18 protein-coding genes and 5 pseudogenes are annotated in these 22,659 nt (G+C 61.1%); 11 read left to right on the top strand and 12 right to left on the bottom strand.

Features of this window, described 5'->3' with window-relative positions; genetic code table 11:
- Positions 1 to 5: 5 nt before the first annotated feature.
- Together alr and P0D89_RS13325 are read right to left on the bottom strand one after the other, a co-directional pair.
- A pseudogene (gene alr / locus P0D89_RS13330) lies at positions 6 to 1,001 on the bottom strand (alanine racemase); the annotation flags it as partial.
- 104 nt (positions 1,002 to 1,105) lie between these two features.
- Positions 1,106 to 2,398: a D-amino acid dehydrogenase gene (locus P0D89_RS13325; RefSeq protein WP_408361051.1), complete on the bottom strand. Its 1,293-nt coding sequence runs from the start codon at positions 2,396 to 2,398 to the stop codon at positions 1,106 to 1,108.
- 401 nt (positions 2,399 to 2,799) lie between these two features.
- Here P0D89_RS13325 and P0D89_RS13320 point away from each other — a divergent pair, with 401 nt between their 5' ends.
- Positions 2,800 to 4,791 (top strand): acyl CoA:acetate/3-ketoacid CoA transferase, encoded by a 1,992-nt coding sequence (locus P0D89_RS13320; RefSeq protein ID WP_408361049.1) that lies wholly within the window; start codon positions 2,800 to 2,802, stop codon positions 4,789 to 4,791.
- Positions 4,792 to 5,179: 388 nt separating this feature from the next.
- Here P0D89_RS13320 and P0D89_RS13315 read toward each other — a convergent pair whose 3' ends face one another.
- Entirely contained in the window at positions 5,180 to 5,746 is a 567-nt protein-coding gene (locus tag P0D89_RS13315; protein WP_408361047.1) for a hypothetical protein, read from the bottom strand.
- Between the two features lie 114 nt (positions 5,747 to 5,860).
- Positions 5,861 to 6,121 carry a DUF6723 family protein gene (locus P0D89_RS13310; protein WP_408361045.1) on the bottom strand — a complete coding sequence of 87 codons (261 nt, stop codon included), beginning with the start codon at positions 6,119 to 6,121 and terminating at the stop codon, positions 5,861 to 5,863.
- Positions 6,122 to 6,469: 348 nt separating this feature from the next.
- Between P0D89_RS13310 and P0D89_RS13305 the strand changes: the two genes are divergently transcribed.
- The 6 genes and pseudogenes from P0D89_RS13305 to P0D89_RS13280 all read left to right on the top strand — a co-directional run bounded on the left by P0D89_RS13305 (position 6,470) and on the right by P0D89_RS13280 (position 10,954).
- On the top strand, positions 6,470 to 7,039 hold the full coding sequence (locus P0D89_RS13305; RefSeq protein WP_408376776.1) for an alkaline phosphatase family protein: 570 nt from the start codon (positions 6,470 to 6,472) through the stop codon (positions 7,037 to 7,039).
- A 167-nt stretch (positions 7,040 to 7,206) separates the two neighbouring features.
- A pseudogene (locus P0D89_RS13300) lies at positions 7,207 to 8,295 on the top strand (cytochrome-c peroxidase).
- Positions 8,296 to 8,409: 114 nt separating this feature from the next.
- Positions 8,410 to 9,045: a lytic transglycosylase domain-containing protein gene (locus P0D89_RS13295; protein ID WP_408361043.1), complete on the top strand. Its 636-nt coding sequence runs from the start codon at positions 8,410 to 8,412 to the stop codon at positions 9,043 to 9,045.
- A gap of 179 nt (positions 9,046 to 9,224) precedes the next feature.
- Positions 9,225 to 9,914, top strand: coding sequence for a DUF2242 domain-containing protein (locus P0D89_RS13290; protein WP_408361041.1), 690 nt, complete (start codon positions 9,225 to 9,227; stop codon positions 9,912 to 9,914).
- A gap of 573 nt (positions 9,915 to 10,487) precedes the next feature.
- Entirely contained in the window at positions 10,488 to 10,694 is a 207-nt protein-coding gene (locus P0D89_RS13285; RefSeq protein WP_408361039.1) for a hypothetical protein, read from the top strand.
- Positions 10,691 to 10,954: a hypothetical protein gene (locus P0D89_RS13280; RefSeq protein WP_408361037.1), complete on the top strand. Its 264-nt coding sequence runs from the start codon at positions 10,691 to 10,693 to the stop codon at positions 10,952 to 10,954. Before P0D89_RS13285 ends, P0D89_RS13280 begins: the two co-directional genes overlap by 4 nt.
- Positions 10,955 to 11,026: 72 nt before the next feature.
- On the opposite strand, the gene P0D89_RS13275 is transcribed toward P0D89_RS13280, so the two are convergent.
- Complete coding sequence (locus P0D89_RS13275) at positions 11,027 to 11,956, bottom strand: DMT family transporter (RefSeq protein ID WP_408361035.1); 930 nt, start codon at positions 11,954 to 11,956, stop codon at positions 11,027 to 11,029.
- 352 nt (positions 11,957 to 12,308) lie between these two features.
- On the opposite strand from P0D89_RS13275, the pseudogene P0D89_RS13270 reads away from it, so the two are divergent.
- Both P0D89_RS13270 and P0D89_RS13265 read left to right on the top strand, forming a co-directional pair.
- Positions 12,309 to 12,572: pseudogene (locus tag P0D89_RS13270) on the top strand (IclR family transcriptional regulator domain-containing protein); the annotation flags it as partial.
- A gap of 225 nt (positions 12,573 to 12,797) precedes the next feature.
- Complete coding sequence (locus tag P0D89_RS13265; protein WP_408240542.1) at positions 12,798 to 13,013, top strand: hypothetical protein; 216 nt, start codon at positions 12,798 to 12,800, stop codon at positions 13,011 to 13,013.
- A gap of 160 nt (positions 13,014 to 13,173) precedes the next feature.
- Here the strand turns inward: P0D89_RS13265 and P0D89_RS13260 are convergent, their stop codons facing one another.
- Entirely contained in the window at positions 13,174 to 13,452 is a 279-nt protein-coding gene (locus tag P0D89_RS13260; protein ID WP_408361033.1) for a hypothetical protein, read from the bottom strand.
- 76 nt (positions 13,453 to 13,528) lie between these two features.
- On the bottom strand, positions 13,529 to 14,284 hold the full coding sequence (locus P0D89_RS13255; protein ID WP_408361031.1) for a Mut7-C RNAse domain-containing protein: 756 nt from the start codon (positions 14,282 to 14,284) through the stop codon (positions 13,529 to 13,531).
- Positions 14,285 to 14,378: 94 nt separating this feature from the next.
- On the opposite strand from P0D89_RS13255, the gene P0D89_RS13250 reads away from it, so the two are divergent.
- Together P0D89_RS13250 and P0D89_RS13245 are read left to right on the top strand one after the other, a co-directional pair.
- On the top strand, positions 14,379 to 15,248 hold the full coding sequence (locus tag P0D89_RS13250; RefSeq protein ID WP_408361029.1) for an NAD(P)-dependent oxidoreductase: 870 nt from the start codon (positions 14,379 to 14,381) through the stop codon (positions 15,246 to 15,248).
- A 408-nt stretch (positions 15,249 to 15,656) separates the two neighbouring features.
- A complete protein-coding gene (locus tag P0D89_RS13245) occupies positions 15,657 to 16,292 on the top strand; it encodes a LysE family translocator (RefSeq protein WP_408361027.1) in 636 nt (211 codons plus the stop codon).
- Between the two features lie 306 nt (positions 16,293 to 16,598).
- On the opposite strand, the pseudogene P0D89_RS13240 reads toward P0D89_RS13245, so the two are convergent.
- The 5 genes and pseudogenes from P0D89_RS13240 to P0D89_RS13220 form a co-directional block, all read right to left on the bottom strand.
- Positions 16,599 to 17,422: pseudogene (locus tag P0D89_RS13240) on the bottom strand (OmpW/AlkL family protein).
- A gap of 178 nt (positions 17,423 to 17,600) precedes the next feature.
- Positions 17,601 to 18,863: a DUF2957 domain-containing protein gene (locus P0D89_RS13235; RefSeq protein ID WP_408376775.1), complete on the bottom strand. Its 1,263-nt coding sequence runs from the start codon at positions 18,861 to 18,863 to the stop codon at positions 17,601 to 17,603.
- Positions 18,864 to 18,975: 112 nt separating this feature from the next.
- Positions 18,976 to 20,341: pseudogene (locus P0D89_RS13230) on the bottom strand (DUF2957 domain-containing protein).
- Positions 20,342 to 20,829: 488 nt separating this feature from the next.
- On the bottom strand, positions 20,830 to 21,777 hold the full coding sequence (gene argC / locus P0D89_RS13225) for an N-acetyl-gamma-glutamyl-phosphate reductase (protein WP_408361023.1): 948 nt from the start codon (positions 21,775 to 21,777) through the stop codon (positions 20,830 to 20,832).
- A 200-nt stretch (positions 21,778 to 21,977) separates the two neighbouring features.
- Positions 21,978 to 22,550 carry a flavodoxin family protein gene (locus P0D89_RS13220; RefSeq protein ID WP_408361021.1) on the bottom strand — a complete coding sequence of 191 codons (573 nt, stop codon included), beginning with the start codon at positions 22,548 to 22,550 and terminating at the stop codon, positions 21,978 to 21,980.
- Between the last annotated feature and the right edge of the window lie 109 nt (positions 22,551 to 22,659).

The raw sequence follows: 22,659 nt of genomic DNA, 5'->3' as shown, positions 1-22,659 counted from the left end.
GAGGAGGCGACATCGTCTATCTTGACCTGTTCGCCCCAGAGCTCGACTTTCGAGCCAATCCTGGCGAGAGGACACGGAGTCAGGTCCACCGTAAGCATGTCCATGGACACCCGGCCAACGGTCCGAGTTAATACTCCATCCACTGCAACAGGGTGCCGCTCGGAGCGTGCCGCGGGTAACCATCGGCGTATCCACATGCAACAACTCCGATACGGGTTTCGCGCTCGGCTTTGTAAGTCCGGGCGTATCCAACTGTCTCGCCGGCTCGCATCGTCTGCGTCCCGGTAATCTCGCTGCTCAGCGTCATCGAAGGGCGTAGCGACACATCTGCAACGGCACTGGCACGACCCGATGGAGAACCGCCATAGAGAACAATTCCGGGTCTTACCCAATCGCGATGCGCGCGCTTGTGCCACAAAGCAGCTGCGGAGTTCGATAGGCTTCGTCGCCCGGGGATGTCCCGCGTTGCTTCATCGAATCGGGCCAGCTGCCAGTCCACTTCTTCCTCATCTGCATTGGCAAAGTGACTCATGAGCGAAATGGCACCGACTCCCGGTGAGGCTGATGCGCGTTTCCACGCCTCACGGAAGTTTTCCGGTGCAAATCCAAGGCGGTTCATGCCCGAATTCATTTTCAGATAAATATCAATCGGACGTCTCGGCATTGCCGAGACAATCAGTTCGCGTTGCTCGTCACAATGCACGGCCACGGTCAAGTCGAATTCTTCTGCTGTTTGTACGTCACTGTGATTGAAGATTCCCTCAAGCAGAAGAACTGGTTTCTTCCACCCCAACTGGCGAACCCGCACCGCCTCGTCGAGGTCAAGCAACGCGATGCCGTCTGCCGCTTCGAGGGGCAGGATAAACGCGTTCAATTCCGTGGCCATACGCGTTCGCTTTAACGACGGCCCAGACCTGCGATTCCGAGGCTCTCCGTCTGACGACATCGAGGTTGTGTCGTACAGCGTTGGGGCGGAGGAACGCTTTAATCGGGCGCGGCACGGCCTTTCTCTCGAGACAATATTTGAAATTGAACTTTTGCGCAGCAAAACGCGCGTCAAGATAGGCATGTCACGCGCGGGACGATTGCTATGGCACTACGTCGCCTAGTTGAGGTTAAAGTCGGCTGGAGCCTGAGGTTCCTTCGCGTAGCGAAAAACGTTCAGGTCATCGTGCTGGATAGCAGGCTCCTTTCCGGATACCAGGTCCGCGAGAAGCTGGGCCGAGCCACATGACATGGTCCAGCCAAGCGTGCCATGACCTGTATTCAGATAAAGGTTGGGCAGTGCGGTGCTACCAACAATCGGAGTTCCGTCAGGCGTCATGGGACGCAGTCCGGTCCAGAAGGTGGCGTTCGATGTATCGCCGCCCCCCGGGAAAAGGTCGTTCACACACATTTCCAACGTCTCGCGACGAGCTTCGCGAAGACGTTTATCAAAGCCGACGATTTCAGCCATTCCTCCAACACGGATGCGCTTATCGAACCTTGTGATAGCGATTTTGTAGGTTTCGTCAAGGACGGTTGAAACCGGAGCACGTCTCTCATCGATGATTGGCGCAGTGATTGAGTAGCCTTTGAGTGGATAGACGGGAATCTTAACGATTCCAGACAGGAAGCTCGTCGAATATGACCCAAACGCCACTACGAAGGCATCGGCATGAATGAGCTTGGCACCATGTCGCACGCCGGTAACCTTGCCACCCTCGACAACAAGACCTTCGACTTGAGTGTTGTACCGGAACGTGACGCCAGCTTGCTGAGCCAGAGCCGCAAGCCGAGTCGTGAATAACTGACAATCACCGGTCTCGTCGCCGGGCAAGCGCAATCCACCCGTCAACTTATGTGAAGTGGCGGCGAGTGCGGGCTCAATCCGGGCGAGCTCGTCTCTGCTCAGCAACTCGTACGGAACGTTGGCCTCTTTAAGTACGGCGATATCCTTGGCCGCGCCATCAAATTGCTGCTGGGTGCGAAAAACTTGCAGAGTGCCGCCCGCGCGCCCTTCGTATTGGATACCCGTCTCGGCTCGCAGAGCCTTCAGGCAATCGCGACTATATTCCGCAAGTCTGACCATGCGGTTCTTGTTCACTGCGTAGCGTTCGGCCGTGCAGTTCTGAAGCATCTGCCACATCCATTGAAGCTGAAACTGCTTGTCTTCGTCGTCTGGCCTAATCGCAAGCGGCGCGTGTTTCTGAAACATCCACTTCACTGCTTTGAGTGGTACGCCAGGAGCTGCCCATGGCGCTGCATAGCCAGGCGAAATCTGCCCTGCGTTTGCAAAGCTCGTTTCAAGCGCCGGGCCTTCTTCACGGTCGATGACAATCACTTCATGGCCTGCGCGCGCAAGGTAGAACGCACTTGTTACGCCAACGACACCGCTGCCCAATACGACAACTCGCATAGATACTGACTCCGCAGCCAAAATGAACTCAAACAGCTTGAAAATGCTTAAGAACCGGCAAACCTAAGTTGATGTATTGATAGTATCCGGGATTTGGCAGTTGTTATTATTGTTTACAGACGCATTTTTGGTTTAGTCAGCTATTTCTCCAATGGGCGAGCGTGCGTAATGCTTCAGACCGTGGGGCGCGCCGCTGTGAGGAAGCCGAGGCGCAGGCGGCGAGGGAATAAGTGCTGGCAAGGCGTGTACTCTTACCATTAAGCCGATAATTTCTTTCGGCCGTCCGTAGGCAATAGGCGACTTAACGTCGACCAACGAAAAGAGACCGCGGTCGAGTTACAGCAGGTCCCAACTACTACATAGCGCCGGAGCCTGGCTCCATGGTGCGGTTTGGAGACATCATGAGCGCAGGCTTTCAACACCCGTTCCCGGCAACGGCAAACAGTGTCGCGCGAGGCAAAATCGTCAGTGCACAACAGGCCGTCAGACTGATTCGTCCGGGCAACACCGTAGCAACCGGTGGATTCGTTGGCATTGGCTTCGCAGAGGAAATCGCCGTCGCGCTGGAACAGCTGTTCCTTGACTCGGGCGGCAGCGAAAGCGACGCCCCTCGCGACCTGACGCTGGTCTACGCGGGCGGTCAGGGTGACGGAGCCCGTAAAGGGCTGAACCACTTGGCCCACGAAGGTCTCGTTCGGCGGGTCATCGGTGGTCACTGGGGACTTGTTCCGGGCCTTCAACGTCTGGCCGTTGACGGTCTCATCGAGGCCTATAACCTCCCGCAAGGCGTTATCTCCCAGCTGTTTCGGGATATTGCCGCTCATCGGCCAGGTCATTTGTCCACAGTCGGGCTCGATACGTTCGTCGACCCGCGCAACGGCGGCGGCAAGCTCAACGCCCGGACAACGGAGGACCTGGTCAGCCTGATATCCGTCAACGGCGCTGACTGCCTTCTCTACAAAACTTTCCCCGTCGACGTTGCCATCGTGCGTGGTACCACCGCGGACGCGAACGGGAATGTGACGATGGAGAAGGAGGCCCTCACCCTTGAGTCGCTTGCCATCGCGATGGCCGCGCGTAACTCCGGTGGCATTGTGATCGTCCAGGTCGAGCGTATCGCCGAGTCAGGCACTCTGAATCCAAGACAGGTGAAGATACCTGGGATTCTGGTCGACTGCGTCGTGGTCGCAAAGCAGGAAAATCACTGGCAAACCTTCGCCGAGCCGTACAGTCCAGGCTTCGCGAGCGAGCTCCGCATCGCGACAAGTTCGATCCCGACAATGGCCATGAGCGAACGAAAAATTATCGCGCGACGTGCTTCGTTCGAGTTGATGGCCAACAGCGTGGTGAATCTCGGGATTGGGATGCCTGAGGGTATAGCGAGCGTCGCCAACGAGGAAAACGTGTGCGACCTGTTCACAATGACGACTGAGCCCGGCGTCATCGGAGGCATCCCCGCCGGTGGCTTGAATTTCGGAGCGGCGACCAATACGGACGCCATCATCGACCAACCCTACCAATTCGATTTTTACGACGGCGGCGGGCTGGACATTGCGTTTCTCGGCCTCGCGCAGGTAGACCGCGAAGGCAACCTTAACGTCAGCAGGTTCGGGCCAAAGCTTGCCGGCGCAGGCGGGTTCATCAATATCTCTCAAGCCGCAAAGAAAGTCGTGTTTGTGGGAACGTTCAATGCCGGCAAGCTCGACGTGAGTATCAAAGACGGCCGTCTGCAGATTCTCAAGGATGGCGTCAGCCAAAAATTCGTCGACGCTGTCGAGCATCGAACTTTCAGCGGCCGTTATGCCAATGAGCGTCACCAACCAGTGCTCTACATCACCGAGCGATGCGTCTTCACCTTGACGCCTGATGGACTCGAACTTGTTGAAATTGCGCCGGGGGTTGACCTGCAAGGCGACATCATTTCGCAGATGGGCTTCGTTCCCATTATCAAGTCGGCGCCGCGCCTGATGGATGCCCGCATCTTCGAAAACAAGCCTATGGGCTTGCGGGCAATGCTGCTGAGGCTAAAGCTCAGCGAGCGGTTCAGCTTCGACGCCGATAAGAATATGTTGTTTATCAACTTCGAAGGGCACAAGGTCACGACTGTTGATGACGTTGAAGCAGTCCGTGCCGAGGTCGAGCGGGCCCTTTCTAATATCAACGTCAAGCCTCACGCAATCGTCAATTACGACAATTTCTCGATAGCGCCTGAAGTCATCGATGCCTATTCCGAAATGGTGACTGGCCTCGTCGCTCGATACTACTCGGACGTGACCCGATACACGACAAGCAGTTTCCTTCGGATGAAATTGGGGGACGCGCTGCACCGGCGCAGCGTCGCTACATACATTTACGAAAGCCCCGAAGAGGCGTCGTCTCACGAGGCACGTTAGCCCGACGGATGCGCTTACGATGTTGGAACCATCAGACGCGCTTGAGGGAGATGTCTGTCTCAACGCCCTCTGGCAGGGCCGAGAAGATGTCAATTACGATAAAGCCGCACCCAGACACGAATCGATTCATCATCTGGGTGACGGAGGACGGGATACAGCGGCACCTCACTATGATGCTCAAGTACGGGCGTTCCTATGGGACGAACCTCTGGCTGATGCGCCGGCGCAGCAAGATGCGGGGCTGCTCCAGCGTCCTCCAGCATCGTTTGAATAGCTTGCCGTCCGCTATCACATTCGCTGTTGCTACAACCATCGCATCCCGACGGCTTTAACGCTGAAAACAAACAGAGCCCGGTCCATTCAGACCGGGCTCTGTTTGTTTGCGGACTCAATCCCTCACCACTTCCACCGCCACAGCCGAAACGAAATCGGCGCGTACGCTGTCGCCGACTTTCAACTCATCGAGCGGAATGTCGCTGGCCGCGCGCAGTACCTGCTGATGCCTCGGTCCACGCAACGTCACCAGACGGTTCTTGCGATCGATCTTCATCACCGTCGCAACCACCTGCACCCTGTGCGCTGACGACACAAACCCCGCTGACGCCGGAATCGCCACGGTCGTCTCGATCCGCTCCCGCACACCTTTGGTCGCGAGATTGTCGATGTGGAGCAGCAGTGCCTGCTGATAAGCCACGTTCAATCTGTCGCCGACCCGCAACCGGCTCACGTCGGCCAGAGCCGGATTCACGTCAACGTCCGCGAGATCGCCGTTCGGAGCACGCAGCGTCACGCTATTGGTGGCGGCATTGATCGCGGCGACGCGAACCTGTGCGTGAACCATATCGGCTTGTTTCAGCGCCGCTTGCGCGGCGTCGGGATGGCCGTCCTCATCCTGCGCGAAGCCGGTCTCGCCGAATGCTGCCGTCAGCGCGACCATCAGCACTAACTTCGGCACTGCGATTTTCCACGACCCCGTGGCCAATAAGCTCTTTGCGCGCAGACAGGTCATTCGTCGCTCCCGAAACGATCGCACGATGCAATCGACCAACAGCTAGCCGCACGCCCGGGTCTACAACTCCGGACGCGCGAGGTCGCTGGTCACGATGTGCTCGCCGTACACCTGGGCCGCCGCGATCGCTTCCAGCTTGGTCGCGTACGGACCAAATTCCGGTGCGCCGTCGAAGGGAAACAGCACGCGGCCATCGGTGGTCCGCACCACTTTCAACACGCCGAAAAAACGCCGGTAGCCGGCCAGCTTCGACGTCGCCGATACTTCGAAATCGTCCTCCGACGTGCCGGGCACGCTGGGAATAAAAGCAATCTTGCTCATACCTGAAAACATCTCTTGTTCAATGGGTCGCCATCTGCGTGAGACGTCAAGGCTACACCCGGTTGTCCCGGAGCGACACTCGCGGGCGGCGTTCATTGTCTCAAATCCGGGCGGCCTCAACCGGCCACGCAACCGTCATGCAACGGCTGTGCGGCTTGGCAGCCAGCCGGGTCGAGCCAGCGTCGGCCGTATGCATCGCACTCGATCACCGATTTATTGCAGATATGTGTCGATATTGCACATGCGTCATACCCAGGAAGCGCCCAGCGCAGCCGTTCCGCTCGGCGACCAGTACGCGACGCGCCACGACCCGTTCGTGTATTTCCACTCGATCGTCGATTCACCGGATTGCGCGAAGAACGTTGTCAATCTCAACAGTCGATCGCCACGACAGCGAACTTCAACCTGATCACGCCTAACACCTGCGATGACGGCCACGACGCGCCTTGCGTGAACGGTCAGCCGGGCGGCCTGACGAGCGCCGACGCGTTCCTGAAGAAATGGGTGCCTATCATTACCGCTTCGCCGGCATTCCAGAAGGACGGCCTGCTGATCGTCAACTTCGACGAAAGCAGCTACGCGACCGTCACTGCGTCGGCCAAGGAGGAAGATCTGATCCTCGCGGGCACCACCTGCTGTAGCCAGCAGCCGGGCCCGAACCTTGGCACCTTCCCGCAAACCTCGTCGCTCGCCTACCAGGGCATGACGATCAACCTGACCAAGCAAAGCTTCGGCGGCGATCAGACCGGTGCGGTCATGATCTCGAAGTTCATCAAGCCGGGCACGGTGTCGACGGTGCAGTACAACCACTACTCGATGCTCAAGAGCATCGAAGACATCTTCCAGCTGGGTCACCTCGGCTATGCGGGGCAGGCTGGTCTGGTCGGCTTCGGCAGCGACATTTTCACGAACCTGTAAAGCGCTTCGATGCTGTTTTCTGCAACTCGATTCACCGGGCGCTGCGGCGCGCGGCGCTTGCTGCTCTGCTCAATGCGACGCTGCTGCTCGGCGCGCAAGCCGCGGCAGCGGCGTCCGTCGACGCGGCACCGACGACGTATAGCGACGCCGCCGCGCTCGGCAAGCTGATGTTCTTCGACGCGTCGTTGTCGGCCTCGCGAGCTGTCATAGCCCGTCGCACGCGTATGGGCCGCCCAACGGCCTCGCGGCGCAGCTCGGTGGGCCTGACATGCGCTCGCAAGGCACGCGCGCCGTGCCGAGCCTGCGCTACGTGCTCAACCGCACGCCCATCTGGAGTCATCCGCAGGCAGCGAGCCTGTCCGAACGGCTCAGCGAAACGGACAACGCGCCGATGGGCGGCTTCGGCTGGGACGGCCGCTTCAATAAGCTGCACGACAGGCGACCTTCCCGCTGTTCAATCCGAACGAGATGGCGAACAAGGATCCCGCCGCAGTGCTCGCCAAGCTGCAGCACACGCTGTACGCGGCGCGCTTCAAGGAAGTGTTCGGCCAGAACATCTTTGCCGACCCCACCAAGGCGTTCACGCAGGCGATGTATGCGATCGAACGCTTCGAGCTGGAACACCCGAGTTTCCGTCCGTACACGAGCAAGCTCGATTACTATCTCGACGGAAAAGTGCAACTAACGGCACAAGAATTGCGGGGCAAAAAACTGTTCGACGACCCCGCGGGCGGCGATTGCGCGTCGTGTCACATCGACCAGCCGGGAGTTAATGGCGCCCATCCGTTGTTCATCGATTTCAATTTCCAGGCGCTGGGCGTGCCGCGCAATGCCGAGTTGCGCGTGAATGCCGATCTGAAGTACTTCGACATGGGTTTATGCCGGCCGATCCGCACCGATCAGTCGAGCGACAAAACCAACTGCGGCCTTTTCAAGTCGGTGTCGCTCCGCAATACCGCGACCGTCACGTGTTTTTTCATAACGGCCGCTTCCACACGCTGAAAGACGCGCTGCGTTTCTACGTGCAGCGCGATACCAATCCGGCGAAGTGGTATCCGAAGGATGCGCGCGGCAAAGTCGACAAGTTCAACGACTTGCCGGTCGCTTTACGCGTGAACGTCGACACGACGGACGAGCCACTCACGCGCAAAGCTGGTGAGCGACCGGTCTGGTCCGAGCAGGATATCGACGATGTCGCCGCCATCCTCACCAAGCTCAACGACGACTACGACCTGAACGCGAAGCGTTCAAGGTAAAGTGTGCAGGATGCCTGTCGGCCTTGATTTCAAAAGAGAAATTCCGTCCGACAGGAGCCTCTCCACGAGGCGGCGCTATAATGCGCGAATCCTCCCCTTTTTCCGACTTCCGTTATGAGCCGGTTACTTTGCCTGATCGTGCTTTCGCTCGGCCTGATGCAAACCGCGACGGCCGACGAAAACACCGACCGCATGTCCGCGTATCTGACGCACAAGTTCGGTCTGGCAAAGGAAAAAGCTCAAAAGATTTCCGACGCGGTGCAGTCTGCCGCTTCCAAATACTCCCTCCCTCCGGCGCTTCTGCTGGCCATCATTTCGATCGAATCCCGCTTCAAGGAAAAGGCCAAGGGCGCCAATGGCGCGACCGGGCTGATGCAGGTCGTGCCGCAAGCCCACCGCGGGCTGCTGCGTAACGTCAAGGACCTCACTGAGCCCACCGCGAACATCGAAGCGGGTTCGGCCATCCTGTACGGCTACATGCGCTCGGCCAACGGCGACCTGAACACAGCGCTCAAAAGTTATGGCGGATCGCAGGCTTACGCGCAAAAGGTGAGCTTGCGCGTCGAAGACTTCGCTTCAGCCGTGGCGTCGCAAGACGCGGGCGCGCATCCGGATGCGCACAACGATACTTGCGAAGGCGACCATTGCGCCGCGTCCGCCACCTGGGCCAATGCCTTTAGCGTGACGGCGGGCAATGGTGCCGCGGTGCGTGGCGCGGCGTCGGCCGGTTTGTCAGCGGCGGCGCGCTGAAGCGCTGAGCGCGGCGCGAGCTTTCATCTCTTTTGCTGTTGGCGATGACGATGCATTCGCCAAGCAAACCGCTCGTCATATCGCGTAAGAGTTGTGCTGCGCGCTGATCACGCGCACGTGGCCACCCGCTCTACAATGCATTTCCATTCGCGCTCCCGCAGCGCCCCTTGCAATCGACCATGTTGAACTCGTTTTCCAGAACCACGACCGCAGCCCTGTTCGGGCTGTTGACCCTCGCCGCGTGCAGCAGCACGCCGCAGCCGAAATTCCAGCAGGAATTGTTCGAAACCGGCGCGAGCCCTTACGCACGTAATTTCAATTCGAGCACGACCGATAGCTGCGAAGCCGCGCGCCGCGCGTTGCTGAGCCAAGGCTATCTGACGACGATGTTGCGCCCGGACACCGTCGACGGCACCAAGAATTTCCAGCCGACCGGCGATAGCCACGTTGTCGTTGAATTTCACGTGGTGTGCACGCCGGGCGAAGAGGCGAGCGATACGAGCATCGTCTACGTCAATGCCGTGCAGAACGGCTTCGCGCTGAAGAAGAGCGATACGTCGGCAAGTGTCGGGCTCAGTGTGCTGGGCTCGCTCTCGCTACCGATCCGCTCGAATAGCGATGCGATGGTCAAGATCTCGAGTGAGACGATTCCGTCGGGCAAGTTCTACGACCGTTTCTTCGGTCTGGTCGATCACTATCTGCAAACCGTGGTGCGTACCCAGCCGGTCGCTAGCAATCGCATCGAAACACGGCTGTTGCCTGGGCCGGTCGAAGTGATCACGCCGGCGCTCGTGCCCAGCTTGCCGGATGCGATCAATCAGGCAGCTGCTGCAGTTCAACCGGCAGGCGGAGTTGGCGTAGCACCGTGATGTGTCTGTCGAGGGGTTGGGTTTGGCTGATCAAGCGCTGATCAGCCTTTGAACGCAGCGCGTCGCGGCACTTATCCTATGTCTTTTATTTCAGACGTATACATATGTAGTAGTAGTTAACAAGGGTTAACCCGTTCTGTGGATAACTCCCGAATCTCCCGTCACATCAACATCATGCGAAATCCATAACCCTGCGGAACGAATCTGTAGAAAAACTACAAAGCTGGGATAACTTTGAACCGGCTTCCCCGTCGGCCAGTTTTATCAAGATTCCGCACACAGGCTGTTCGCTGCGCTATCCCGAAGTTATTCAGAGGCAAATGTGGATAACTCGGAGCACCGGAACAGTTCTCCACAGGCCGCTCCCCGGTGACTTCACAATGCGCGAAGCGCTCGCCAGCGCACAGACCGGTCCCCGCCGGACGCGCACATTGAAGCTGGACGGTACAAAGATTGCGTCTCTCTTTTTGCAAGCGCAACTGTTGCTATTTAGTCAAAACCATTTCGGCAACGCCCGATCCAGGCATAGAGTTAAAGTGTTTTCTGAAGTTATTGGTGCAGTGCGGGGGACGTATGAAACGCAGATCAGCACGACAGCTTGTCCGGCTTCTCTCGGATATCCGGCACGCTACCCATTGCAGCACGCTGCGGGCGGCGGCTACCAATCGCGCGATGGCGCTCGCTTCCGCTGAAAGTGAAGCGGAAGCCGCCGACCCCGACGACGACACCGAGTCCACGCGCGACACGCAGCAGCACAAGCCGGTCCGGAGCGGATCATGAGAGCCGCAAGCGAGCAGTCGCTGCGCTTTCTGGTTGAGAAGTGGCTCGCGCCCGCGCCGTCCGATGCGCTGCACGTCACCGAATTCAGCCGCACCCGTCACGGGGGCCGGCGCTATGTGCGCGTCGAGACTTCTTCCATCGGGACAAGCTCACGGAGCTTATTCTTCTTCCGTCACGACGACGGTTGCTGGTGCGTGTTTCCGCCAACCGCCGATACTCCGAGTACGCCGACTTTCTTTGCTTACCCTCGCGCGGCGTAGCGCGAAGAGGCAGCCGAACCACGGGCGGACAACTCGCGGCTCCGGCGGAGAAAGGGACGATGGCCTACGGAATTACGACACGCGGGACACGCGGTCGCGTCCGCGTCGCCAGCCCGGCATCACCTGACACACAATCAAACCCGCCAGCATCAGCGCGCATCCGAACAGCGAGCGCGCGGTCAGCGTTTCGTCGAGCACCAGCAACCCCGCGAGCGCGGCGAACACGCCTTCCATACTGAAGATCACCGCCGCATGCGACGGCGCCGCGTATCTTTGCGCGACCACCTGAATCGTATAGGCGACGCCGACAGACAGCGCCCCGCCGTACAAAATCGTCGGTGCGGCGCGCGTCAGCACGGCGAGACTGACGGGTTCGATCACGAGCCCCACGACGAGGCACGCGACCCCGCACGTCACGAATTGCACGAGAGCCAGCATCAGCGTGTCGTGGCGCAATGCGAAGCGCCCGACCAGCATCATCTGCACGGAAATCACGAGTGCGCCGGCGAACTGATACCAGTCGCCGTACAGCATCGAAAAGTGTTCGTCGACGCTCAGAAAATACATGCCTACGGCCGCGAGCGATGCGCCGAGCCACGTGGCGAGTCCCGTGCGATGCCTGAACAGCACGCCGAGCAGCGGCACGATGACCACGTATAGGGAACTGATGAACCCGGCATTGGCGACTTTCGTGTATTGCAAGCCGATCTGCTGCAGCGAGATCGATACGGCCAGCACCATACCGAGCAGCGCGCCGGCACCAAGCAGTTCACGTGCTCCGCCGGGTTCGCGCTTCGTCAGTTCGGCGAGCGCGGAGGGGCGCACGCAGACGATCATCGTCAGTACGACGAGTGCGCCGAGCAGGAAGCGCAGGCCGGTGAACAGAAACGGTCCGATCGTGGCGAGACTCAAACGTTGCGCGACGAATGCGGAGCCCCAGATGATCGCGGCAATCAGCATCAGCAGATTGGCGCGCAGGTGTTGGCGGGTATCGGGATTCAAAGGCTTTGAATTTTTCTGGGTCGATGGCTTGCGCGAGGCGCTTCCAACAGCGCGACGCGATGATGCTGCGTGCTACACGAGGCGGATCTGTTTCGAGCGCGCTCGGCCGCCGGTTTGGGATCGCAACATGATACGCGGGCGGCCGACCACCGTCGGCACAACCACGCTGCGAATCGCGGCGCTATGCATCGCGCTGGATGCGGGCAATCCAATGGACGTTCGTCGCAGATCAGGCGTTTCGCGCGATAGTCGCGCAACGGCCATGCATTCATCACGCAGACGCAACGCACGGACCACGCCCCCAACTCGCCGGGCCCGCAGGCTTTCAGATAGACGCAATGGACGACAAACGGTGTTCACGCCGCATACCTATTCGACGGTCGAACGGCTGCGCGAAGTGCTCGGCGAAATCCGCCGCAACGGCTACGTGGTCACCGACCAGCAACTCGAACTGGGCGTTCGCGGCGTCGCTGTGCCGTTGCGCGACCGGCATGGTTCGGTGGTGGCGGCCATCAGCGTCAGCATGCCGGTCGGCCAGGAATCGGCGAGCGCCGCGTTACAGCGGGTGTTGCCCACCTTGCTGGAAACCGCCAGCCTGTTGCGCAATCTCGTCTAATGCCATCCTAGGGAATGTACCTAGTACGGGATGCTTAATGATTGAAAGCGTGACGAAAGGCAGTTGTCTCCCGGAAAATACATATCGAGTTTTGCGCATGACAAACCGCCTACGCTGGGTAATACTCTCCCGCGGGGAGCGGGAAGGCGCCTGAAGCCCTGCCTGCTTTACCGTGCAGCTTATTCATTCACATTGACTCAGTCGTCCAGGTTTGGGGAACAACACATGAAAAAAGTTATTGTCTCGCTCGCAGCCGCATCGATCGCGCTGGTCTCCGTTCAAGCTTTCGCACAGGCATCGGGCGCTGCAGCGCCGGCCGCCGCAGCAGCTAGCGCACCGAAGAAGCACCACACCAAGGAACTGAAGACGCACGGCAAGCGCGCTCCGGTTTCGGCAGCAGCTTCGGCCGCCGGCACGAACGACAAGGGCACGCAAAACTAAGCAGACGCCCGAGTCGTCGGGCGAGCCACTCCCCTTCGTCGCCATTCGCCGCAAGTCTGCCAGGGCGGCGCGGGAGCGGAACAAGGCGTTGCCAGCAAAAAGGCCAGAGCTGATGCTCTGGCCTTTTTGCGTGGAACGGCGGTTTTTTGCGGCGCGCGGATCAGCCGGCGAGGCCACGCTTGATCACTTCGTTCAGCAGTCCGGTCATGCCTTCGGGATGCGAGGCGGCGCGTGTTTTCAATTCTTCGACCAGTTCGATGTTCAGCTTGCACGCGAAGGCGACGAGGCCTTGCGCCTGATCGAGCTTGCGCTGTTCGCGACGATCGAGCTTCGGCTCGGCGGCCGCGGCTTTGCCGAAGCGATCCGCAGTGACCTGTTTCAGCGCGTTGTTCAGCTTGAGTGCCTTGTTCTTTTCAAGGTCGGTTTTTTTCATCGTCATACGGAAGGCCTTTGCCAGATAGATAATCCCGCATTGTACGCGTCGCGCTAGCGGCAATCCGAGCGGCGGGCGCCGCTCAGCCGGAGCGGTCCGACGCGGCTGCCACGCTGTCCATCAGCGCGCGCATGCGTTGCCAATGCGTGCCTTCCCAGAACACGCGCCGGCACACGTCGCAGGTGACGAACTGGTTGTGACGTTCGAGCACGCCATCCGGCGCGCGGGTGCCGACTTCTTCCTTGTCGATACGCCGCAGCGGCGCATTGCACATCAGACATAGACGGAACGGCTGCGCGCTGCCCGCCAGATCCAGCCGTTCGAATACTTCGCGCAATTGCTCGCGTGGCCGGAGCGTACGCACGTAGCAGCCATGCGTGATGCTGCGGCGTTTCAACAGTTCGCGATCGCGTGTCAGCACGATGCGCTGCTGCGCGGCGGCGAGCGCTTCGATATCGGCGTCAGGGAAGTGATTGTCGTAAAGCGTATCGAAGCCGGCCAGCCGCAGCAGCGGCGCAAGTCCGCCAAGATGCGCATCGGCGATGAAACGCACCACGCGCAGCGGCCGCTCACGCACGCGCAATAGCGGCTGAATGTCGAGCGCTTCAAACTTCGGATAAACGGCGACGCGATCGCCGTCCGCCAACGGATGATCGAAGCCGACCGACTCGCCGTTCACCAGAATCAGCTCGACCTCGGTATGCGGCACGCCGAGCGCCTCGATCATGTGCTTGGCGGTGGCGTCGGCCGCGCAGGCGTAACTGAACGCCCGCCGGCGCAGTGGCCGGGCGAGAAAATCGTTCAGTTCCTCGTAGAAGCGGAATGTCGCGGTGACCATCGCAGCAGTATCGCACTGTGTTTTGTTGCGCGCTGTCCTGCACATGTCGCATGGGTGTGCTTTACTGCGAGTTCTTTAGAAGACGGAGCGACAGATGGACATCGGTTTTATCGGTCTCGGCGAGATGGGCGCCGCGATGGTTGCAAACATTTTGAAAGCCGGGCATCAGGTGCGGGTGTGGAACCGCTCGCCGGAACGGGCGCAGCCGCTCGCCGAACTCGGCGCGCGGGTCGTCGGCACGCCGGCCGAAGCGTTTGCGGGCGACGCAGTGTTCTCGATGCTGGCCGACGATAGCGCACTGCGCGAGGTCATCACCGCGTCGCTGCTGGAGCACGCCCCGCGCGGGCTGATCCACGTGAACATGGCGACGATCTCTGTGGCGCTGGCCGAAGAACTGGCGACCGCGCACGCGTCGCGCGGTGTCCACTACGTCGCCGCGCCGGTGTTGGGGCGCCCCGACGTGGCGGCCGCGGGCAAGCTGACGATCGTGGCGGGCGGCCCGGCTGAGTCGATCGACCGGGTTCAGCCGATTTTCGACGTGATCGGCCAGAAAACCTGGCGCATCGGCTCGCTGCCGCAGCAGGCAAACGTGATGAAGCTCGCCGCGAATTTCATGCTGGGCGCCGCCGTCGAGACGCTCGGCGAAGCGGCTTCGCTGGTCACGGGGCATGGTCTCGCGATGCAGGATTTTCTCGACGTCATCACGAGCGGGCTGTTCACGGGGCCGGTCTATTCGGGCTACGGCAAGATGATCGCGGAGCAGCGCTACGAGCCGGCACTGTTCAAGGCGCGTCTCGGACTGAAGGATCTGCGCCTCGCGCTGGCCGCAGCCGATGCGGTGACGACCCCGATGCCGATCGCCAGCGTAGTGCGCGACAGTTTGATCGAAGCGGTGGCGCACGGCGACGGCGAGAAGGATTTCGCGGTGCTGGGGCAGGTGGCTGCACGGCGGGCTGGGCGGTAGCGGATGTGGGCGGGGGCAGGGTCGAGTTCGGAGCGGACGCTGATAGGCTGATAGGCTGATTGGCGGCTCACGGCTCACGGCTCACGGCTTACGGCTTACGGCTTACGGCTCACGGCTCACGGCTCACGGCTCACGGCTCACGGCTCACGGCGGGCCGGGACTGCTGAGCGGTTGCCGTTTGTTGACGCGGTTCCACGCTCCTCACGCGCCAACCCGGCCAATCCGGCCAACCCGGCCAACCCGGCCAACCCGGCCAACCCGGCCAACCCGGCCAACCCGGCGAATCCCGCGCGCCCCTCGCTCCCAGAGCCTACCGCGACGCAACCGCCGCACTCGGCCACAGCACCCCGCCGCGAACCCACAAGGCCGGGCATAATAGCCGCCCGATCCTAACCCGTTTCGATCCCAATGACTCTGCACACCTGGTGGCTATTCGTCGCCACCGTCTTCGTCGTGTCCGCGATTCCCGGTCCGAACATGCTGCTCGTGATGACCCACGGCGCCCAGCACGGCTTGCGCCGCGCCAGCGCGACAATGGCAGGGTGCCTGTCGGCGCTGGTGCTGATGCTGGCTGTGTCGGCTGCGGGTCTCGGCGTGTTCCTCGCGGCGTGGCCGGCCATGTTCGACGCGCTGCGCATGATCGGCGCCGCTTACCTCGTCTACCTGGGCATCAAGGCGTGGCGTGCGCCGGCTGATGAAACATCCGCCAGCACCGTCGACGATCTCGCCGCCATGCCCGAGCGTTCGCGCTTCGCGTTGTTTCGCAACGGATTTCTGGTGGCCGGCAGCAACCCCAAGGCGATTCTGTTCGCGGCCGCGTTGCTGCCCCAATTCATCAATGCCGCGCTACCCAAGCTGCCGCAGTTCGGCGTGCTCGTCGCCACCTTCGCGGCGATCGAGGTCAGCTGGTATCTGGTGTACGCGGGTTTCGGCACGCGCATCGGTGCCCGGTTGAAGAGCCGCAGCGTGGCGCGGATGTTCAATCGTCTGACGGGCAGTGTGTTCGTCGGTTTCGGCGCGATGATGGCGCTGGTGCGCCACTAGGCGAATAGCCTGCAAAAGGGCCGAAACACGCCGCTAGTGGGGAGACACGAGGTTTTAATGCCACTGTTGCTCGAAAGTAACAGTGAGGGTCAACCCTTATTTGTATGTTGCGACGCACCAAACTATTTGCTATAGTACGTCTTGTCTCCTCCATGTCTCCTCTGATATGGATTCAGCCCGCCCACATAGGCGGGCTTTTTTTTGCCCCGAATTGTGCGGCATGGGCGACCTTCAGCGCCCATTCGGAAAACCAAAGCCGGCAGCCCCGTGCGGCAGGTCGTCGGCTTTGCCGTCCAGGCGGGTAACTCAGAACTTATACGAGACGGCCAGGAAGGAATGATCGGATCAGCCTTCAGGTCCGCTTTCGACACCCCCAGCTCCGTGCCGTCCGCCGCCTTGATGATGATCGACGATGTCGTCTTCAGCGGAATGTACGTGACCGATGCCACGAGACCCCAGTGATCGGTGATGTTGTACGCGAGCCCCGCATTGAACACCGGCGCCCAAGACGACGACGCTTTCGCCGACACCTGCGTCTGCCCCGGCTTGCCCGCGCCGGCGGCCAGCACCGCGCCGAGGTTGTTCTGCGTCGACTTGACGAAGTTATCGCTGAGCTGGACGTCGGAGAACCAGTTGTACGACACGCCGATACCGACGAACGGCCTGAACTTCGCGGTCGGCGCGTTGAAGAAGTACTGGAACAGCAGCGCCGGGCTCCACTGGCGCACGCTCTTCACGATCGGATTGGCCTGCGGATCGCCCAGATCCTGCTGGCCGAGCGCGCCCGCCGGTCCCGGCGGCTTGATCGTGCCGTGTCCGTAAATCTCGAAGACCGGCGGCACGCCCGCCACCGTCGTCACCGCGATGTGATCGGTGAGGTAGTGGCTGAAGACGAGGCCGACCGTATCGGCGCTATTGGTCGACAGGCCCGTGCCGGCCGACGTGAACGAACTCGGCAGGCGCAGCGGCGTGTTGATCGGCGTCGGCGCGACGTAGGTGGTAAGGGGCGTGCTCGAGTCCTGCGGCATCACATGGAACCAGCCGAGCGCGACGACGTTGTCGCCCGCATGCTGGGCGTGCGCACTGGCTGACAGAACCGTGGCCAGGATCGCGAGACGGATTTTCTTCATGTTGTTTCTCCTCAGGCGCTCGCGCGGCCCATCACACGTGAATACGTGACGAGCGGCGGCGGGCGCTCGGCCCGGCCAGTGCGCCGGCTATTCGTGGGGCGCCGGCTGCCGCTGCGTTTCTCGTGCGACAGCCGGGACGCGAACGCCTCGTTGCGGATGGGCGGCGCATGCTCCGCCGTTACTGGACGAAGGCGCCGATCGTGAAGTACGGTGAGGCCGCGTTGGTCAGATCGAGGTAGCCGACCACGCCGCCTGTGAAGATCATCTTTCCGGTCGGCGTGTTGCCGATCGATGCGCCCACGCGCGTGGTCGTCACGACGCCCGGCACCGCTTGCGTGAAGTCCAGATTCAGCGCAGTCGCAAGCGATGCCTGCGACGCGTTGAACGGATCCAGCAGCGTGGCCTCGGTGCCCTCGAGCGCGGTGGTGCGATAGTCGAACTGGCTATCCACGCCGATGTACTCGCCGTTCTGCGTGTTCACCGCGAGCGAGCTTTGCGGGGACAGGATCGAGATGCCCGATTCGTCGTCGGCGTAGGGGCCGAGCGCGCCGTTTTGCGGCGCGGTCACCGACGAGTTCGCCGCGCCCGTGCGCACGAGGATCGGCACCAACTGGTTCTTCAGCTTGCCGACGATCATGTAGCCGCGAGCTTCCGGCGTGGCCGCAAGCGTCGGCTTCGCCTGGCCCTGGAAGTTGTTGGTCTGGAACGCACCGTTGCCGTCGGCGGCCTGCGCAAAGTTGCCGCCAGGCTGCTGGCAGGTGCCCGCGTTGATGCCGGAGTTGTCGCACTCTGTCCACGTGCCGTCCGCGTTGATCGTGATCTTCGAATCGACCGCGACCGGCGCGAAGTTTTGCGACGGAACCTGGTGATAGCCGAGCTGGTTGTAGGTGCCGGCCACGTTCGCGAGATTCGTTTCAATCGACGAGAAGCCGATGAACGGGTAGTACGGAAACGTTGTATCCGGCACCGCGCCTACGCCGAGAATCCCGCCGAACGAAATTTCCGCGCCGGGAATCGTGCCGCCCGCCACGCCTTCGCCGATGAAAATCCGCGCCGGACGATTCGGATCGAGACTCGCGCCATTCAGGCGGAACGCACACTGGTTGAGCTTGTTGGTCGGCAGCAGGGTTTCCTGAGTCAAGGTGCCGCTTGCGGTCTGGCCGGCGCGGGTCGGTACGACGGTGCCGGTGGTCTCCGGAATCGGCGACTCGATGTAATTGATCTGCCACGTCATCTTCGTGGTATCGAGCTGAAGCTTGACCAGTTCGCCGTCGCCGCCACCGCCCGTGAACACGGTGCCGTAGTCGAGCGACGCAGGACACAAACGGACTTCCGTCACCGGTCCGTCACCGCCGCCACCGCCACCACTGCCACCACTGCCACCGCACGCCCCCAGCAACGGTGCAGCAAGAGCGAGCACCGAAAGGATTCTCCAATTCATACCGCCTCCAGAATTTTTTCGTTGTGTGTGGCCGGCTCCCTGTCGGCCATCTTTTGCTTGGCTTATGTCGCGTCCCGCGAAGTGCTGAATCGATGCGCGTGGTCGATTTGCGTTACCTGCTGATCTGCGGGCCGATGCCGAAGTACGGCGCGCTCGACGTATCCGCGTTGGCCGAGGTGGACGTGATGCCGCCGTTTTCCGTGCCCTGGATCACCGCCGCGTAGAGGCCGGCCGATGCGATCGCGAGGCCAGTTTTGCCGTTGGTGTCCTGCACGCCGACGAGGCCGGGGCTGGGCAGTCCGTAGCCCAGACCAAAGTTGCTTTCCGCCGCCGAGGTGGACGGGTTGATGACGGTGCCGACCGTGCCTTGAATCAAGGTCGCGGTGTACTTGAAGTTCGAATCCGCGCCGACGTAGCCGCCCGCGGCGAGCGGCGTGGCCGCTGCGAGCATCGCGATGCCGGATTCGTCGTCGACCTTGGCGGCCAGCAGGCTTCTCGTGTCGACGTAGCCGGTGCGCACCACCAGCGGGACCGTCGCGCCGTTGATCTGGCCGAGGATCATGTGAGCCGTGCCGAAATTGCCGGTGCGCAGCGGCGCCGGGTTGCCGCCACTTGGGACGATCTGCGGCGGATTGCTGCTGTCGAAATAGCCGTTACTGTTGAGCGTCAGCGCGGTGCCGGTGCTCAGGCAGCCCGTGGAGCTGGGCGATGTGCAGTTGCCGCTGGCATCGAACGTTTCGACCGAACTGGTGGCGACGGTTTCGTAGTTCGCCGTCGGCGACAGGTGATACAGCAAGCCGTTATAGGTGCCGGGCAGCTTGGAGAGGTCCGAGGTCGTGCTCGCGAAACCGAGGAACGGATAGAAGTCGAAATGCCGCTTGTTGACTGCGCCGAGTGTGACGCCCGGCAGCAGCGTGATGCCCGCGTATTCGACGGTCGCGCCGGGAATGCCGCCGCCGGCGACACCCTGGCCGACGAGGATCAGCGGCGGATTCGAGTTCTGGACGAAGTCGGGCGTCGTGTAGGTCGTGCCGTCCGAAGCGGTGCCGGTGCCCGCGCCGAGGATGAACGCGCAGCGGGTCTGCTCGGCGGTCGGTAGCATGCCGGTGGGCGGGTGAATCACCGCGCTGGTGATTTGCGTGCCCTTGCGGGTCAGCGAGACGCTCGCGCTGGTCAGCGGAATTGGCGATTCGAGCCACTTCAGCGTGTACGTCATCGCTGTCGCGTCGATGTTCAACTGCACGATTTCGCCGCTGCCCGCGCCACCCAGGAAGGAGCTCTTGACGATGTCGGCGCTCGCGGGACACAGGGCGGCCGTGGTGCCCGTGGCGGGCGGACCTTGCACGCCGCAGCTCGCGCCGGAGCATTGCGGGCGCATTGATCGTACTGGGATTGTCGGCTTTGCCGCCGCCGCAAGCGATTAGAAATGGCGCGGTGGCAATGGTCATTGCCAAGCCTCGAGTAATGGCGTGCGACATGCTGCCGACTCCCTTTGTGTAATGGCGCGAGATAATTTCGCTTCGTGTTTAATGGCTGTCAATTGAATAAGCCATCTAAAAAAACTAATTCAAACAGCGCGAATTTTGGCTCGCACGCACTGTGCGGGCGCTTGCAGCCATTTTAAACAAAAAAGGAAATTTCGCCGGGAAAGGTGATACTGTTGCATTGCCTCACGCCCCTGATGGGTAAGCGTTATGGCAAAATGGCTCTATGATTTTCGAGCGACCGTTCGCGAAAAAATCAGGAATTTCCCTAAGCGAAAAACTATGCTCAGTATTTTGATTTCTGGAATTAATTACCGGAAATGAATCTACGTAACGATTACATTTTTTTAAAAAATGCGGGCTAATGCTGATTTAATCAACGAGCGAATTTAAATGGTGAGATTTAAAAACAAAAAAGCCGGTCTATAAAGACCGGCTTTTTCGTGGAGTGACGGCGAATTGCCGTCACTGTCTAAAGCGGCTTAGCGTTTCAAGCCGCTTTCTTCTTCCGCGCCGATCGCGAGGTTCATGCACTGGATCGCCGCGCCCGATGCGCCCTTGCCCAGGTTGTCCAGACGCGCGACGGTCACGAAGCGCTCTTCGTTTCCGAACACGAACAGGTCGACCCGGTTGGTGTCGTTGTTCGCCTGCACGTCGAAGAAGCCGCTGTCCAGATTGGCTTCGGCATCGAACGGCGCGACGCGCACGAACGCTTCGCCCGCGTAGTACTCAGCGAACAGCGCCCGCACGTCTTGCGGCGTTGCCTTCTTCGCCAGCTGTTTCGGAGAGAAGAACGTGGTGACCGCGAGGCCCTTGTAGAAGTCGCCGACGATCGGCGTGAACACCGGCGCCGAGGTCAGACCCGTGTGCGCGGCCATTTCCGGCAGATGCTTGTGCGTGAGGCCAAGCGCATAAGGACGCGGACTCTTGAGCTTGTCGTTGCCGCCGGCTTCGTAGTCGGCAATCATCTTCTTGCCGCCGCCGCTGTAGCCGGTGATCGAATAAGCGTGTGCGGCGAAGTCCGTCGCCACCACGCCGGCTTCGACGAGCGGACGCATGGCGAGCACGAAGGCCGACGCGTGGCAGCCCGGCACGGCGATGCGTTTGGCCGTGCGCAGACGCTCGCGTTGCGGGCGCGCCAGTTCGGGCAGACCGTAGGCCCAGTCGGCGGAAGTGCGGAACGCGGTGCTCGCGTCGATCAGCACGGTGTGATCGTTGTCGACAAGCGAAGCGGATTCGCGCGAAGCGACATCCGGCAGGCACAGGAACGTGACGTCTGACGCATTGATGAGACGGCGGCGCTCTTCGAGGTCTTTGCGCTTCGTTTCTTCGATACGCAGGATCTCCACGTCGGCGCGTTGCGACAGGTATTCAAAAATCTTCAGGCCGGTCGTGCCTTCCTGTCCGTCGACAAAAACTTTCGTGCTCATCTCGATCTCACTCGCTTGCAAAAGACGGGGGCGCGACGCCGCGCCGGAACGCTATTTTAAGACCTCATAGCCGAAGGCGTGCGAAACGGGGCGAAAAAATGACGATGCGCGCTGAAAATGACAGTGGCGTGACCTGTTGCGGGGGAGATGCAAGCTGATGCGGCCAGATTCGCGACAGAGCGCAGCAACGAAACCACGCGCTATCTCCGCCCGGCAATCCACTGCGCCGTGACGCCCGCGACACGCGCGCCGAACATCCGCGCGGTTTCCAGATCGCCCGCAGGCGGCGCTTCTTCCGGCGACGCGTCGGCCGGCGACTGCGTGAGCAGCCCCGTGAAGCCGCCCACATAGTTCAGATCGTTGCGGGTCGCGGCCTTGGTATTCGACGGCATCATGCCGGTGCCCGCCCAGACCATGCTGTGCTGCATCGCCAGCGTGACGAAGTACTGGATCGTCGAGAACTTGTCGCCGTTCATGGTCGCCGAGTTGGTGAAGCCGGCCGCGATCTTGTCTTTCCACGCCTGGCCGAACCACGGCTTCGAACTCGCGTCGGCAAATTTCTTGAAGTCGGCCGATGGGCCACCCATGTATGTCGGCGCGCCGAAGACGATCGCGTCGGCGGCGGCCAGCTCGGCCCAGCCCGCGTCGTCGATGTCGCCGACCGGCATGAGCCGCGCCTCGGCGCCGGCTTCGAGGATACCGGCGACTACGGCTTCGGCGACTTTCTTCGTGTGACCATAGCCGCTGTGATAAACGATGACGATCTTCGACATGAAACTGCTCCTGCAGACGTGAATCAGAATGGGTTGAGCACGGCAATGGTGCGCATGTGCACCGGCGCCGCACCGACTCGCATCGCGCACAGCGCTTCGCCGCACATGA

The sequence above is a fragment of the Paraburkholderia sp. RL18-085-BIA-A genome (assembly GCF_046027075.1).
GTDB lineage: Bacteria > Pseudomonadota > Gammaproteobacteria > Burkholderiales > Burkholderiaceae > Paraburkholderia.
This window is presented reverse-complemented; position numbering and strand designations above follow the sequence as displayed.

What these genes read in the sequence shown, in the direction of transcription:
- P0D89_RS13280 (WP_408361037.1), top strand. Translation starts at nt 10,691, where the DNA reads ATGAGAGCCGCAAGCGAGCAGTCGCTGCGCTTTCTGGTTGAGAAGTGG.
- P0D89_RS13295 (WP_408361043.1), top strand. Translation starts at nt 8,410, where the DNA reads ATGAGCCGGTTACTTTGCCTGATCGTGCTTTCGCTCGGCCTGATGCAA.
- P0D89_RS13325 (WP_408361051.1), bottom strand. Translation starts at nt 2,398, where the DNA reads ATGCGAGTTGTCGTATTGGGCAGCGGTGTCGTTGGCGTAACAAGTGCG.
- P0D89_RS13310 (WP_408361045.1), bottom strand. Translation starts at nt 6,121, where the DNA reads ATGAGCAAGATTGCTTTTATTCCCAGCGTGCCCGGCACGTCGGAGGAC.
- P0D89_RS13250 (WP_408361029.1), top strand. Translation starts at nt 14,379, where the DNA reads ATGGACATCGGTTTTATCGGTCTCGGCGAGATGGGCGCCGCGATGGTT.
- P0D89_RS13260 (WP_408361033.1), bottom strand. Translation starts at nt 13,452, where the DNA reads ATGACGATGAAAAAAACCGACCTTGAAAAGAACAAGGCACTCAAGCTG.
- P0D89_RS13220 (WP_408361021.1), bottom strand. Translation starts at nt 22,550, where the DNA reads ATGTCGAAGATCGTCATCGTTTATCACAGCGGCTATGGTCACACGAAG.
- P0D89_RS13320 (WP_408361049.1), top strand. Translation starts at nt 2,800, where the DNA reads ATGAGCGCAGGCTTTCAACACCCGTTCCCGGCAACGGCAAACAGTGTC.
- P0D89_RS13255 (WP_408361031.1), bottom strand. Translation starts at nt 14,284, where the DNA reads ATGGTCACCGCGACATTCCGCTTCTACGAGGAACTGAACGATTTTCTC.
- P0D89_RS13285 (WP_408361039.1), top strand. Translation starts at nt 10,488, where the DNA reads ATGAAACGCAGATCAGCACGACAGCTTGTCCGGCTTCTCTCGGATATC.
- P0D89_RS13290 (WP_408361041.1), top strand. Translation starts at nt 9,225, where the DNA reads ATGTTGAACTCGTTTTCCAGAACCACGACCGCAGCCCTGTTCGGGCTG.
- P0D89_RS13265 (WP_408240542.1), top strand. Translation starts at nt 12,798, where the DNA reads ATGAAAAAAGTTATTGTCTCGCTCGCAGCCGCATCGATCGCGCTGGTC.
- argC (WP_408361023.1), bottom strand. Translation starts at nt 21,777, where the DNA reads ATGAGCACGAAAGTTTTTGTCGACGGACAGGAAGGCACGACCGGCCTG.
- P0D89_RS13235 (WP_408376775.1), bottom strand. Translation starts at nt 18,863, where the DNA reads ATGAATTGGAGAATCCTTTCGGTGCTCGCTCTTGCTGCACCGTTGCTG.
- P0D89_RS13245 (WP_408361027.1), top strand. Translation starts at nt 15,657, where the DNA reads ATGACTCTGCACACCTGGTGGCTATTCGTCGCCACCGTCTTCGTCGTG.